This window comes from Sphingobacterium multivorum, from assembly GCF_900457465.1.
GTDB lineage: Bacteria > Bacteroidota > Bacteroidia > Sphingobacteriales > Sphingobacteriaceae > Sphingobacterium > Sphingobacterium multivorum.
Genome location: NZ_UAUU01000008.1, coordinates 115,054 through 129,681, shown reverse-complemented (window position 1 = coordinate 129,681; position 14,628 = coordinate 115,054). Strand labels below are relative to the sequence as shown.

Sequence of the window (14,628 nt, the reverse complement as noted above, 5' to 3'; positions counted from 1 at the left end):
AGGTTTATCCTTCCTGTTACGTATCTATCTAAAATTATACACCATGAGATTGACTGATGATATCAAACAACTAATCATAAAGTACATCGGCGACAACTTAACGTCGGATGAAAAGACCGATTTAAAGCTATGGTTGGACGAATCAGCAGAACACCGTATTTTTTTTGAAGACCTTTTAGATCGCGATGATTTTATCAACGATTTAAATCAATGGAGCCTACTCCAGGCCTCAGATACGATGGATTGGAACGAAAGGTTAAAGACAAAGACCCTAGAGACCATTCGAACCTCCGCCATTAAACCATCTCCTATAAGAAACCTAAAGCGTTTGCTACCCTACGCTGCAGCTTTAATAAGCCTAATTTTAGGTGGTCTGATGTATTTCATAGTGGTAAAAAAACAGGCTACACCGATCAGCGATCGAATGGTCTTAAATGATGTAGAAGCACAGAACAACAACGCTGAAATACGACTTTCGAATGGCAAAGTACTCCAGGTATCGAGTCAGAAAGGAGCCCTTGTTTCAGGAGATAAATTGACCTACGAAGACGGTACTGTTCTACAAAACGAATCTTTAAAAGAAGATCTGATGGCCACAGTTAATACCCCCGCCGGCACAATGCTGAAACTCCAATTGGAAGATGGCTCGGAAATTACACTCAATGCGAAAACAACACTCAAATACCCGCTTCATTTTGCAAAAAACAAACGTGTTGTTGAAGTTGACGGTGAAGCCTATTTCAAAATTGCAAAAAATAAAAAGGTTCCATTTCAGGTCGTTTCCAATGGACAGCTCATCGAAGTCACCGGTACCGAATTCAACGTAAACACCTATTCGAAATCCCAAAGTAGTACAACGCTTGTGGAGGGAAGCATCAATCTATCGGCGCAAGGGCAAACGTTACAGCTCAGACCCAACCAACAAGCGCTCTTAGCTTCGGGTCAACTATCCAAAAAAGTGGTCGATCCCGCTAATTACATCGCATGGCTCGACAATAAATTCTATTTTAATGAAACGGACCTTCATACTGCCCTACAATTGATCGGTCAATGGTATGACCTGCAAATCATCTACACGCAACCGATAAAAGAAACACTATTATATGGCGAAATTCAACGTACGAAAAGTCTATCGGCAGTCCTAAAAATTTTGGAACGCAGCCATATTAAATTTGAATTGATCCAAGAAAATGGCATCCGTAAACTCTTTGTTTCAAACTAACCAATTATCCATGAAATAACCCAAAAACAACAATTATGAGAAAACCAACCTAAGGAGACAAAACGAGATACTAAAAAAAGCCGACCAATGCTACGAACATTAATCGGCCATAATAGCGATCTCCATTTTTGACCGATTTACCCAATCAGTTTAACAATAGATTATATCCCTAATTCAACAAATTTATGAATTTTAAATTTCTTGTTCATAGAAATCGAATTGCTGTGAACATCCCCAAGCAATGGAAGACCAAAATGAAGCTGAGCGCATTTTTTACTCTTGCATGTGTTGTTAAGCTGTCTGCAGCCAGCTACGCACAATCAATCACGATTAACGCCAAAAAAATGTCATTGGTGCAGGTACTACGTACCATCCAAAAACAGAGTGGCGTCCCCTTTCTATTGAATGGTAAAGAACTTGCTGAACTAAAAATTGAGGCGCAGGTTCGCAATATGCCTTTAGAAAAAGCTGTACCGATCCTCTTAAAAGGCCAACCTGTGGATTGGAGTTTTCAGGATAATATGCTTGTCGTAACGAAGTTAAAAACAAACCACCTAACGTATGACCTTCCAAGCAATTACGTCTTAGTGCAACAAAACCGCACCATCAAGGGAAATGTTCACGATAGCAAAGGAACCGCGCTCCAAGGTGCAACAATTATGATAAAAGGTTCGACAAAAGCAACTACTACAGATGCAAGTGGTAACTTTCAGATTGAAGCAAATAATAACGCCGTACTTGTCATTAAAATGATCGGCTACCAAACCAAGGAAATCCCGTTGGCCAACCAGCCCTACCTCAATATTGAACTTAGCCAGCATATCGACGCATTGGAGGAAGTCGTCGTCGTAGGCTACGGTACGACAAAAAAGAAAGAACTAATCGGTTCGGTTTCCCAAGTTGATGGGAAACAACTCGCCAAACGCTCCGTTCCCCAGCTTGCTCAGGCCCTCACTGGTCAAATGCCGGGCGTGACCGTCATACAGCGATCTGGCCAACCCGGGGCAGCAAACAATACGATACAGATTCGTGGTGTGGGATCATTCGGCGCCAGTACCGACGCACTTATTTTAGTTGATGGTATCCCCACCAATTCCTTTAATGATATTGATCCAAATGATGTTGCCTCGATATCGGTATTGAAAGACGCCTCCTCAGCAGCCATATATGGAGCTAGAGCCGCAAACGGCGTTATTCTGGTAACAACAAAAACAGGCGCAGCTGGCGGAAAATTAACGGTCAATTACAATGGTTATTATGGGATCCAAAAGCCAACAGCATTCCCCGAATTTGTCAACTCTTGGGAGTACGCTTCCTTACTCAACGAAACCACAAGTGGTGGCGGTGGTTATACGGCCGAAGAAATCCAAAAATTTAAGGATGGCTCAGATCCTGACAATTATCCCAATGCCAATTATATGGCAAGCTCATTTAAGTCGCAAGCAACACAAACAGGCCACAATTTAAATATATCCAATACCACAGATAAAATACAATACACCTTATCTGCTGGTTTTTTGAATCAAAAAGGTATTGTCATCAAAAACAATTTTGACAAATACAATGTCCGCCTCAATCTCATATCAAACCTCAATGACAAGCTCAAATTAACGACGCGGGTAGCAGCAATTCAGACCGAAACAGACGAACCGGCAGCACCGGCAACGCTCGACTTCTCCCGCATGACGGATATCATTTCTCAGGTGATTCGCTATCCCGCCATATACCCTATTCGGTTGAGCAACGGTGACTGGGGCGCAGGAAATAACCTGAAAGGGACACCCGTATCTTTCCTGGAGAGCGAATCCTTCTACAAAGAAAAAGTATCCAATATCTCGGGAAACGCAAGGCTCGATTGGAAACCGATTTCAGATCTGACCTTATCCGCTATTGGCGGGTATACGCAGACGAATGGCCGTACAAAACTTTTCAGAGCTTCGCAACGGATCAACAATTCCATAATTCTGGGCCCCTCAAATCTGAACCAAAGTGCGCCCTACGACACTTACAAAACTTTTCAAGCTTTAGCAGACTACACGAAGACTTTCGGGTCGCATAACCTGAAAATATTAGGTGGTTATTCTTTCGAAAAAGGCTACAGCGAAGGTTTAAGCGCTTACCGCCAGAATTTTCCCAGCAATGATCTTACCGAGTTAAATGTAGGTTCACCAGATGGGCAACAGAACGCTGGGACAGCCTCAGAGTGGGCATTAGAATCATTATTTGCACGCGTACAATATAATTATGCCAAGAAATACCTTGTCGAGGGTGTTGTTCGATACGATGGGTCATCCCGTTTTCCAACCGATAAAAAATATGCGACCTTCCCTTCGATTGCAGTAGGTTGGTTGCTGAGTGAAGAATCGTTTATAAAGGACCATTATAGTTGGATCGACGAATTGAAAATCAAAGGATCTTATGGGGTACTTGGAAACCAAAATATTGTCGGTAATATACAACAGCGCGTTGTCTCTAACTACCCATACCAGGATGTTTTAAATCCTGGTTATAATTACCCTTTTGGAAATACCATTTCTCCAGGGGTCGCCAGAACAACAATTGTTGACCCTACGCTACGCTGGGAATCAACCCGAACGGCAGATGCGGGCATGGAAGTGGCTTTATTTAAAAATTTATTGACATTCAGTAGTACATATTATAACCGATATACTTACGATATTTTGGTGAGCCCAGGTTCTAGTGTTTCCAAAGTTTTGGGGTTTGAAGTAGGCGTACAGAATTCTGGAAAACTTCGAAATAGTGGCTGGGAATTCACCTTGGGACATCAAAAGAAGTTGAACGAATTTTCGTATAATGTGAATCTAAACTTCTCTACCGTCAAAAATAGAGTCGTCGATTTGGGTGTCGGCAATATCAACCAGCCAAATGGCTTAGTTGGAAATGGTTCAACCCTATTTATCGGTTACCCCATACAGGCTTACTATGGCTACCAAGCCGATGGCCTATTTATCGATGCTGCTGATATTGCAAGCTGGGCCAATCAAACCAGCATCAACCCAAAGCCACAGCCAGGCGATATCCGATACAAAGACATTAGTGGCCCCGACGGCATACCTGATGGAAAAGTAGATGCCACATATGACCGAACTGTGATCGGATCACGTATCCCCAAATACACCTACGGGATGAATATCGGGATGAGCTATAAAGGTTTTGACTTAGGAATACTTCTTCAAGGTGTAAGTGGTGTTAAAGGCTTATTGGACAATTATGCTGGATTTGCGTTGACACAAAACGGCAATATCCAACGCTGGCAAGCTGATGGCAGATGGACAGCAGCAAATCCCGACCGCAATGCGGTTTACCCAAGAATTGAACAATTGCCAAGCACAGGTACTCCCAATACACTGCTGTCAGACTACTGGCTTTTGGATGCGAGCTACTTACGCCTCAAAAATATGCAATTAGGCTATACCATTCCCAAGAACACCCTTGCAAAATGGAAATTGTCAGGCCTGCGGATCTATGCAAACGCCGAAAACCTATTTACCAAAAGCAATTATAGAAAAGGCTGGGATCCGGAAATCAATTCAAGCGGCGCCTACTACCCTATTATGCGCAATTTTACATTTGGGGTTAACCTTAGTTTTTAACCGATCGATAAAAAACCATGATACATAGCACACACAGACATATAAAATTGGCCCTATGCATTCTTCTTGCATCAAGCCTGAGCATCAGCTGCAAAAAACAGCTGGAAACCAATCCGCTTGATAAATTTGCAAACGAGACTTTTTGGACCAGTGAAACGAATGCGCAATCAGCGCTGACAGGATTATACAAAGCAGAAATCCAAATGAACTCCCTCGCCGAATTCAGCCCCACAGACTGGTGGTCCTATAACGGGCTACTTTATCTGGAGTTTGCTTCGGACAATGCCTACGATAGACGTGGTGATAATTCGGTTTTCAACAAGCTATCCGATGGAACATTAACGAGCAATAACGGCAACTTAGACAATTATTGGCAGTATACCTATAAGAAAATCGCCCGTGCAAATTATTTCCTTGAAAATATTGATAAGACGCCGATTTCAGCTGAACTACTCGCTCGTTTCAAGGCAGAAGCGCGCTTTATACGTGCCTGTCAATATTTCTACCTCTCTCAATACTGGGGTGACGCTCCCTTGGTGACCAAAACCTTAACACCCAATGAGGCAAACCAGGTATCCAAAGCAAAAAAACAGGAATTGGTTACTTTTGTTGAACGTGAATTACAGGAAGCGGCAAACGACTTACCGAGTTATGGCAAATTGACTGCCGCAGAACGGGGCCGCGCAAGCAAACAGGCAGCCCTCGCTTTCCTGGGACGCATCCAACTGGCCGAAAAAGCCTACGCCGACGCGATCAAAAGTTATGAGCAGATCATCAATGCCAATGAAAACAGCATTGATCCCAACTATTCAGGCTTATTTAATGGAACCAACGAAACGAGCAAAGAGATTATTTTTGCCACGCAGTATCTTGTTGATCTCGCTGGAAACGGTATGTTCCAACACAATTTTCCCGCAGTCGCCGGCGGTTGGCATCTCCATTGCCCGCTTGGTAGCCTTGTAGAGAGCTATGGTTTCACCGATGGAACGGCATTTTCGTACGATGATGCGCGATATAATGCGCAAGACATCAGCAAAAACCGGGATCCGCGTTTAGCCTTCACGGTGATAACAAATGGAGACCGCTTTAAAAATTTAAAATACACCTCACATCCAGATTCCACATTGTCTATTGATCAATTGACAACAACAAAACAGGCAACACGCACGGGCTACGGATTGCGCAAGTTCAACGACGAAGGCTTTAGTGGAAACTTACAAAACTCTGGAGCCGATGTTCCTATTATACGCTACGCCGAAGTCCTCCTGAGTTACCTTGAAGCCAAACTCGAAAATGGTGATCCTATTACAAGCGACCTACTGGACAAAACTATCAACGCTGTCAGAAAAAGAAGCAGCGTTAATATGCCAGCCATCACCGTCCAAAGCAGTAGCGCACTGCGTTCGACCTTACGTAACGAAAGACGTGTCGAACTTGCACTGGAAGGACTCCGTTATTGGGATTTATTACGTTGGGGTATCGCAAAAGATGTACTAAAGGGCGATTTCTATGGGGCACCATTCCCAGGGGCGAAAAATCTCCGCATAAAAGCAGGTGGAAACAAAGATCCTTATAGCCGATGGTACGTAACCAGTAAGGCCTTCCGAGCTGGCCAAGATGAACATTGGCCAATTCCACAGAATGAAATTAATATCAATCCAAATTTAAAATAGTACCTTGGGTATCGTCAATTGTCAAACGATACCCTTTAAACAAAATTCAACGTATATGAAGAAGCCACTATCTCTAGCGTTATTACTCTCCGCGAGCCTTTTTGTTACGCTACCCACCGTTAGTTTTGCCCAAAAGGCAAGTAAACCGAATGTCATCTATATTTATGCGGATGATCTTGGTTTCGGTGATTTAAGTAGCTATGGTGCCAAACAAATCGAGACACCCAACCTGGATAAGCTCGCCCGGAACGGCGTCCGATTTACCAATGCACATAGTACATCGGCAACTTGCACCCCTTCCCGTTTTGCATTGATGACCGGGACGTATCCATGGCGCCAGGAAGGTACAGGCATTCTGCCAGGCGATGCCAAGCTAATCGTTCCTACGGATAAAATTACATTACCCAAAGTATTTAAACATGCCGGCTATGCTACTGCCATTGTTGGCAAATGGCATATGGGACTCGGAAATCAGGTCCAAAAAGACTGGAATGCCCCCATTAAACCCGGGCCTAATGATGTAGGTTTTGACTATTCATTCATTTTTCCTGCAACAGCAGATCGCGTCCCAACAGTGTTTCTTGAAAATGATCAAGTTGTGGCCGCTGAAGCCAATGATCCAATTCTGGTGGACTATGAAAAGAAAATTGGGAACGACCCTACGGGCAAAGAACACCCCGAACTGCTCAAAATGCATTCTTCACCGGGTCAGGGCCACAATCAGACTATCGTCAACGGTATCGGAAGAATCGGCTACATGAGCGGCGGAACACGTGCCAGGTGGGTGGATGAAGAAGTTTCCACAACATTTCTCCACAAAGCCCAGGACTTTATTTCCCAACATCAAAACAAACCGTTCTTTCTCTATTTCTGCTTGACAGAACCACATGTCCCACGTATGCCCGCAACACAATTTAAAGGGAAAAGCAAACTCGGCTACCGCGGCGATGCTATTCTGCAGTTGGATTGGACCGTCGGACAAATTCAACAGCAGTTGCAGCTCTTGGGACTTGACAAAAACACGATTATAATTTTCAGTAGCGACAACGGGCCCGTTCTCGACGACGGCTATATGGATGGAGCTGTGGCCCAACAAAATGGCCATCTACCCGCAGGCCCACTACGCGGTGGCAAATATAGCATCTTCGAAGGCGGAACGCGCGTGCCCTTTATCGTGAGCGGCAAAGGTGTTGCACAGGGGAAAGTTTCCAATGCTTTGATCAGCCAAATAGATCTGTTGGCAACAAGTGCCCAATTATTGGATGTTCCACTAAAAGCAGATGAAGCAAAAGACAGCGCCCCACTCTTGAAAACCTTAACCGGTCAAGATAATAAGGGACGTAGCAGTATGGTACAGCATGCGCAGACACTGGCTATCGTAAAGGACGAATGGAAATATATTGCACCCAGCAAAGGTGCCCCCTACATGAAACTAACCGATACTGAAACAGGAAGTCTTCCGGAAGATCAGTTATACGATCTCAAAAATGATATCGGCGAAAAGAATAATGTGGCTTCAAAATATCCAGAAAAGGTCGCTGAACTCAAGCAGTTATTGGAAGGAGAACGTAAAAAATGAAAATAAAAGCTGGACTCGCCCTCATCCTCCTTGGATGGGGGACTCTTTTTGCACAACAAAAGAAAAAGCAACAAAAATTGCCCAATATTATATTTTTTTATGCGGACGATTTAGGTTATGCCGAAACGGAGCCCTATGGACAGCGATTGATCAAAACACCCCATATCCAACAGCTGGCACGTGAAGGTCTACGTTTTATAAACCACTATACAAGTACGCCTGTCTGTGCCCCCGCCCGCTGCATGTTATTGACGGGCAAGCATGGTGGCCAATCCTATATTCGTGGAAATTATGAATTGGGCGGTTTTGCAGATAGTCTCGAAGCTGGCCAGATGCCACTTCCTGAAGGAACGTATACCATGGCTCACCTATTTAAAAAAGCCGGCTATCAGACCGCAGCCATTGGAAAGTGGGGACTTGGGATGAATAACTCCACCGGAAGCCCCAACAAACAGGGATTTGATTATTTTTTTGGCTACCTGGACCAAAAACAGGCCCACAATTACTACCCAACCCATCTTTGGGAAAATGAAACAAAATATCCCCTTCAAAACAAGGAAAAATTTGTACATACTCCTTTAGATTCCAGTAAGGCCACGGCAGAGGACTTCAAGCAGTTTGACGGTAAGGAATATGCACCTGAACTAATGACAGCGAAAGCGCTGGCTTTTATCGACAAAAACCGAAGTAAACCTTTTTTCTTATACCTTCCTTATACTTTGCCGCACTTATCACTACAAGTTCCCCAGGAATATGTGGATAAATATAAGGACCTCTTCCAGGACAAACCGTATTACGGACAGGACGGCTATACCGCTACCCCCTATCCAAGAGCGACCTATGCGGGTATGATCACCTATCTGGATGACCAAGTCGGTACGATTATGAAACATATCAAATCATTGGGAATAGATGACAATACCATTATTCTGTTTTCCAGTGACAACGGAACTGGTTTTAATGGGGGCATAGATTATCGCTTTTTCCGCAGTGTCGATTCGCTTAGGGGATTAAAAATGGATGTTTTTGAAGGTGGTATCAAAGTTCCGTTAATTGTCAGGTGGCCAAACCATATCAAAGCCAATGCTGAAACGGACCTTATCTCGGCCCAATATGACCTCATGGCAACCTTCGCACAGCTGGTTCAACAAAGCCCCGGACACAGCAATGGGCTCTCCCTCCTTCCAACCTGGCTGGGTCAGAAGAATCAACAGAAACATCAATACCTCTATTTCGAATATCCAGAAAAGGGCGGCCAGCTCGCCATACGCGAAGGACGTTGGAAGGCCGTCAAACTCGATCTGAAGAAAAACCCCAAAGCAAAATGGCAATTGTTTGATTTAACGACAGACCCTTGGGAAGAAAATGATTTAGCTGCACAATACCCACAAATGCTGCGACATTTTGATGAAATTGTTCAGCATGAACACCGACCTGCCCATATTCAGGAATGGGAAATTGTAGCGAATAAGATGATTAAAAAATAAATCGATTTCTTTCTTCATTTTTTTATCTTAAAAAACTTGGGTTGTCCGGATTGAATCATGACAACCCAAGTTTTTTATGTAATTTAGCACAGCAATCCACAGCTGGAGTCTAATGTGAATGTACCTATTGAATGACGTATCGACCATAGAGGAGTACAACATATTCCGAAGGCCAACGTAAAAGGATCAATAACCAAGTATGCGGCAAATAGAATCATACATCAATACACTAAAAGAAGGTGATGAAATGGCTTTATGCTTTTTTATGGATCATTTTGGTCATTCGTTACGCTATTTTGCCTTTTCCTACCTCCGCAACAAAACCGACGCCGAAGAAATTGTCTCCGATGTTTTTGTTAAGTTATGGAATAATCGACAAAAGGTAGAGAATTATGAAAGCCTGAAAGCCTTTCTTTTTATCGCTACTAAAAATGCCTGTATCGATATGCAAAGAACGACGCAATTCAAAATACGGAAAGAGGAGCTCGATATTCTTCAGCATATGTCGGTTCCGGAAGACGATGTACTCAAGAAAATATTCCGTACAGAACTCACCGAATTGCTGCTTGCTGAAATAAATTTGCTCCCCAGACAGCAGGCTCAGATCTTCAAGCTCAGCTTTTTGGACGGCTTGAATACCGAAGAAATTTGTGAAACATTAAACACAACCGCATCGACCGTCTATTATGCAAGGTCTAAGGCATTATACGCATTAAAAGAAAGGTTCAAATCTAAAAAATTTGAATACCTCAGTGTTCTTATGCTATCTGTATGGTATGCCTTCAAAGGATAATTAACTCCCTTCAATTTCCCGCATCCGACCCCTAGATAGACCAATAGGCTATTCACACAGCATCCCCCCTAAGGTTAACCACCTTCAGGCAATACTTGCCCTCCAACCTTGGAACGGTTTAAAAAATACAAACAGCTGTTTATCAGTAAACTAAGAAAGCAATAATTTTAAAAAACTAGAAACAAAAAAAAGCTTAGCATTCGGTCGGGCGACCTGCTAAGCTTTTATAAATACCTCTTTGTAAGAGGCAATCAACCTAAACCTAGGACAAAGATAGTGCTTCAAATGATATAAACAAAAATTTTGTTATATTTTTTTTCAACTCCCATAAATTTGTTTTAGCATAGCAATCACAAAAGGAATAGTAAGTGTACAATGTACACTACAATCTTTTTGCATTTTTCAACAAGCTTTTTTTTTGGTAGCTTCGCTCAGCGCCTCCCAACCACAGTATTTAACTCGTGCATTATTTAAATTTACTATGTAATAAGGGAGCACTCCTTTGCTTCGTTTTATCAAGCACTCTTATTCTTTACAGGTTCAATTGGATGCATAAACAGGGTCCGAAATGATGGATTGCCCTTTTTAAAGATCCTTTTAACAATCGCTATAACGATCCTGCTAGTTTGAACATCAAGTCCAGTTTCAACTAGCATACGCCTGACTTATCGCGACAGTATTTGTGCGACCTTAACAATCATATTTCATATTTTTATTTAGTAACTTTGGAAACAATCAAAAATAAAATAACATGTTTACTGGAATCATAGAAACCTTAGGAAAAATAGAAAATATCGAACAGGAGAAAAGTAATATCCATTTTTACGTCAGTTCTGCTATTTCCAATGAACTTAAAATAGACCAAAGCGTTAGTCATAATGGCGTTTGTCTTACTGTAGTAGGATTAAACAATGATCTCCATAAAGTGACAGCAATTGACGAAACGCTACAGAAGACAAATCTGGCTCAGTTAAAGGTGGGCGATCTGATCAATCTGGAACGCTGTACTTTGGCAGGCGGAAGATTTGATGGACATATCGTTCAGGGACATGTAGATCAGACTGCGCGTTGTATCCAAAAGAAAGATGAAAATGGTAGTTTTATTTTCACCTTTCAATATGATGTTTCCAAACAAAATATCACCGTAGAAAAAGGATCCATTACCGTAAATGGTATCAGCTTGACAGTAGTCGATTCTAAAGACGATCAGTTCTCCGTTGCCATCATTCCATATACGTTAGAGCATACCAACTTGCAGCAGGTTGAAGTGGGGAGCACAGTCAACTTGGAGTTTGATATCATCGGGAAATATGTCACGAAGATAATGGCTTTGCGCGCTTAAAAAATTCACTGTTCTTCCTTGGGTTTAAAGGTAATCCAAGGAAGTTCATCCTTACACGCTTTATTCCGGGTCCTAACTGTATACTTGATTTATTCCAAATAGTGCCCCTGACGGATCAGTAATGCGCGATATTTATTGAATACACTCGATTTGGAAACAAAGCCCATATATTTATTTTCGTCCCCTAAAACCGGAAGTATCCACGTATCGTCCTTATTCATTTTAGCCATCACGATTTCCATGTTTTCGTTGATCCCAACGGTATCATTTGGCTTCTGCGCTAATTTCTCAAAGGTGGTATCTCCCCCATCCACTTCGCCCAATAAGACTGAAAATAGAAACTCACTATAAAGAAGTCCCATAAATTTGCCCTCATAATCAACCACGGGAAAGATATTGCGTTTACTATGGATGATGTCTGTTTGTCGACCTTTTGGTGTTTCGTCAGGGCGTAAGATCACAAAATTAGTTTCCAATACATATTTAATCCGCATCATACTTAACACGGATCGATCCTTATCTTCATAAGAAATCAGATCGCCAGACTCGGCCAATACCTTGGTGTAAATGGAATGCTTTAGCACGGCTCGATTAATCAAATAAGAAATGGAACAAACCAACATCAATGGAACCATTAACGTATAACCTCCGGTCACTTCAGCAATCAAAAATATGCCCGTCAACGGCGCATGCATAATGCCGCTCAACGCACCGGCCATCCCCGCAACCACAAAATTTGGCACATTTAACTCGGCTATTCCGGTTAAGTTTACACCATACGAAAATGCAAATCCTAATAATCCGCCCATGACTAAACTTGGTCCAAATACACCACCATTTCCACCGCCATTTAAAGTAAATAATGCGGCAAGGGACTTTCCAAATAAAGTCAATATCGTATAACCCAGGACGACTAATCCCATATCTTTATAGTCTGAAAACAAACTGTTCTTAACAATCGAGTTAAACTGACCATTCAGAATCTGCTGAATGGTAATATAGCCCTCGCCATACAGTGCCGGGAATACAAAAATCATCAGACCTAAAGCAATTCCACTGACCCAGACTTTATTATAGGGATTCTTAATCTTAGAAAACCATTTACCCACACTTCTGGAAACACGTGCAAAGTAAATCGTATAAAGCCCAATCAACACGGCCAACAAGAGGTAAAATATTAAGGCCGAAACCTGCCAGTCGGAATTGAATGTACTGAATAAGGGTTCATTATAAAGCACACGAGAGACAACAGAAGCTAATGCTGATGAGATCAGCAAAGGAATGAACACGGGAATTGAAAATTCTGGAAGCAAAATCTCGATGGCAAAGATCATTCCGGCCAAAGGGCTGTTGAATGCACCTGAAATTCCTGCTGCTGCACCGCAAGCCAATAACATGGTAACTTCCTTATACTGCAGTCCAAAAAAACGGGCGATATTAGAACCGATAGAAGACCCGCCCAAAGCAACTGGTGCTTCCAAACCACAGGAACCGCCAAAGCCAACGGTTATAGCTGAGGTCACTACCTGAGAATAAATATTACTGGGATCCAATCGGCTGCCTTTCCGACTGATGGCATAGATAATGGGTGTAATCCCATGTTCCATCTTCTTCCCTTTTAGAAATTTGCGAACAAAAAACACGCTGAGCAATATTCCGATCAATGGAAAAATTAAGTAAACTGAGTATTTTACTTTCCAGTCGATATCATCTTGTATTGTCGTTGCAATAAAATGGGTTAATCTTTTCAGTACAGATGCCATAATACCACCGACAATTCCAACCAAAAATGCGAGTATAATGATAAAGTTCCGATTTGAAACTTTCTTCATCCGCCATTGATTGATCTGGTCTATTTTTTTAAAAAAACGTCTTTTGAGGTTTCCCATATCGTTCTATTGAAAGCTCAACACTTCCTTCTTCTTTTTTGTTTTGAATTTATCGGGTACTACGGCCAATATTTCTCTTTCCAGCGCCTGGATGGCCTGTCTCTTCACATAGTTCTGTGTGGTCACCAATGATATCTCACGTACCGGTTCTGGTGATTTGAAATAACGGATACGATCCAATTGTTCGTCGGAATAATCCCAAATCGACAATTCAGGCAATATGGTGATGCCATCGTTGATATCGACCATACGTTTTAAGGTCTCTACGCTACCGGTGTTATATTCAAATCTTCCCGTAAGATCTTGATTGTGCTTGTGGTGACAAATATTAAGTACCTGCCCACGCATACAATGCCCCTCATTGAGCAACCAAAGTTTATCATCGGCAATATCATCGCCACTCAGTATTTTTTTCGGAAACAGGGGGCTATTGACGGATATATAGGCGACAAAATTTTCGTAAAATAAGGGCGACTCCAAAATCCCAGGGTCATTTAAAGGAGTAGATAGCACACCACAGTCCAAAAGTCCGACCTTCAATTCATGCACAATCCGTTCTGTCGTGTATTCCCATATCTGCAATTGTAGCTTTGGATATTTTTCCATAAATGTGGTCAGCACATTCGGAAGTAAATATGGTGCGATTGTCGGGATAACACCGACCCTTAGCGTGCCCTCAATTTCCCCTTTTTTATCCTGTACAATCTCATTGATTTTTCGGCTTTCCGTCAATACCATTCGAGCTTGAAGAATAATTTTCTCGCCGATTTCTGTAGGAACAACAGGCTGACGGCTCCGGTCAAAGATTTTTGCCCCTAAAGACTCTTCAAGTTTTTGTATTTGCATGCTCAACGTAGGTTGCGTGACAAAACATTTTTCTGCAGCTGCAACAAAACTTCGGTAGGTATCAACAGCTATAATATATTCCAATTGGATTAAGGTCATCTTACTATCTTTAAAGCACAAAATTACGATTCCTGTCGTAAACCAATGTCAAATCCTTTACAATTAAAGTCAACAGGGGTATTT

9 protein-coding genes are annotated in these 14,628 nt (G+C 42.3%); 7 read left to right on the top strand and 2 right to left on the bottom strand.

Annotated elements, in window-relative coordinates; genetic code table 11:
• Positions 1 to 43: 43 nt before the first annotated feature.
• The 7 genes from DTA23_RS08965 (at position 44) to DTA23_RS08935 (ending at position 11,710) form a co-directional block, all read left to right on the top strand.
• Positions 44 to 1,222, top strand: coding sequence for a FecR family protein (locus tag DTA23_RS08965; protein WP_112374476.1), 1,179 nt, complete (start codon positions 44 to 46; stop codon positions 1,220 to 1,222).
• Positions 1,223 to 1,407: 185 nt separating this feature from the next.
• Entirely contained in the window at positions 1,408 to 4,836 is a 3,429-nt protein-coding gene (locus tag DTA23_RS08960) for a SusC/RagA family TonB-linked outer membrane protein (protein ID WP_112374475.1), read from the top strand.
• 17 nt (positions 4,837 to 4,853) lie between these two features.
• The gene (locus tag DTA23_RS08955) at positions 4,854 to 6,509 is read left to right on the top strand and encodes a RagB/SusD family nutrient uptake outer membrane protein (protein ID WP_112374474.1); all 1,656 of its coding nucleotides are present in this window, start codon (positions 4,854 to 4,856) and stop codon (positions 6,507 to 6,509) included.
• A 55-nt stretch (positions 6,510 to 6,564) separates the two neighbouring features.
• Positions 6,565 to 8,088 (top strand): sulfatase family protein, encoded by a 1,524-nt coding sequence (locus DTA23_RS08950; protein ID WP_112374473.1) that lies wholly within the window; start codon positions 6,565 to 6,567, stop codon positions 8,086 to 8,088.
• On the top strand, positions 8,085 to 9,575 hold the full coding sequence (locus DTA23_RS08945) for an arylsulfatase (protein WP_112374472.1): 1,491 nt from the start codon (positions 8,085 to 8,087) through the stop codon (positions 9,573 to 9,575). Before DTA23_RS08950 ends, DTA23_RS08945 begins: the two co-directional genes overlap by 4 nt.
• Positions 9,576 to 9,774: 199 nt before the next feature.
• Positions 9,775 to 10,368 carry an RNA polymerase sigma factor gene (locus tag DTA23_RS08940; RefSeq protein ID WP_070569769.1) on the top strand — a complete coding sequence of 198 codons (594 nt, stop codon included), beginning with the start codon at positions 9,775 to 9,777 and terminating at the stop codon, positions 10,366 to 10,368.
• 751 nt (positions 10,369 to 11,119) lie between these two features.
• Positions 11,120 to 11,710, top strand: coding sequence for a riboflavin synthase (locus DTA23_RS08935; RefSeq protein WP_046675860.1), 591 nt, complete (start codon positions 11,120 to 11,122; stop codon positions 11,708 to 11,710).
• Between the two features lie 89 nt (positions 11,711 to 11,799).
• On the opposite strand, the gene DTA23_RS08930 is transcribed toward DTA23_RS08935, so the two are convergent.
• Together DTA23_RS08930 and DTA23_RS08925 are read right to left on the bottom strand one after the other, a co-directional pair.
• Positions 11,800 to 13,599, bottom strand: a complete 1,800-nt coding sequence (locus DTA23_RS08930) for a chloride channel protein (RefSeq protein ID WP_070569765.1) — start codon at positions 13,597 to 13,599, stop codon at positions 11,800 to 11,802.
• A gap of 6 nt (positions 13,600 to 13,605) precedes the next feature.
• Positions 13,606 to 14,544, bottom strand: a complete 939-nt coding sequence (locus DTA23_RS08925) for a hydrogen peroxide-inducible genes activator (protein ID WP_046675858.1) — start codon at positions 14,542 to 14,544, stop codon at positions 13,606 to 13,608.
• Positions 14,545 to 14,628: the final 84 nt, after the last annotated feature.

What these genes read in the sequence shown, in the direction of transcription:
- DTA23_RS08950 (WP_112374473.1), top strand. Translation starts at nt 6,565, where the DNA reads ATGAAGAAGCCACTATCTCTAGCGTTATTACTCTCCGCGAGCCTTTTT.
- DTA23_RS08925 (WP_046675858.1), bottom strand. Translation starts at nt 14,544, where the DNA reads ATGACCTTAATCCAATTGGAATATATTATAGCTGTTGATACCTACCGA.
- DTA23_RS08930 (WP_070569765.1), bottom strand. Translation starts at nt 13,599, where the DNA reads ATGGGAAACCTCAAAAGACGTTTTTTTAAAAAAATAGACCAGATCAAT.
- DTA23_RS08935 (WP_046675860.1), top strand. Translation starts at nt 11,120, where the DNA reads ATGTTTACTGGAATCATAGAAACCTTAGGAAAAATAGAAAATATCGAA.
- DTA23_RS08945 (WP_112374472.1), top strand. Translation starts at nt 8,085, where the DNA reads ATGAAAATAAAAGCTGGACTCGCCCTCATCCTCCTTGGATGGGGGACT.
- DTA23_RS08955 (WP_112374474.1), top strand. Translation starts at nt 4,854, where the DNA reads ATGATACATAGCACACACAGACATATAAAATTGGCCCTATGCATTCTT.
- DTA23_RS08960 (WP_112374475.1), top strand. Translation starts at nt 1,408, where the DNA reads ATGAATTTTAAATTTCTTGTTCATAGAAATCGAATTGCTGTGAACATC.
- DTA23_RS08965 (WP_112374476.1), top strand. Translation starts at nt 44, where the DNA reads ATGAGATTGACTGATGATATCAAACAACTAATCATAAAGTACATCGGC.
- DTA23_RS08940 (WP_070569769.1), top strand. Translation starts at nt 9,775, where the DNA reads ATGCGGCAAATAGAATCATACATCAATACACTAAAAGAAGGTGATGAA.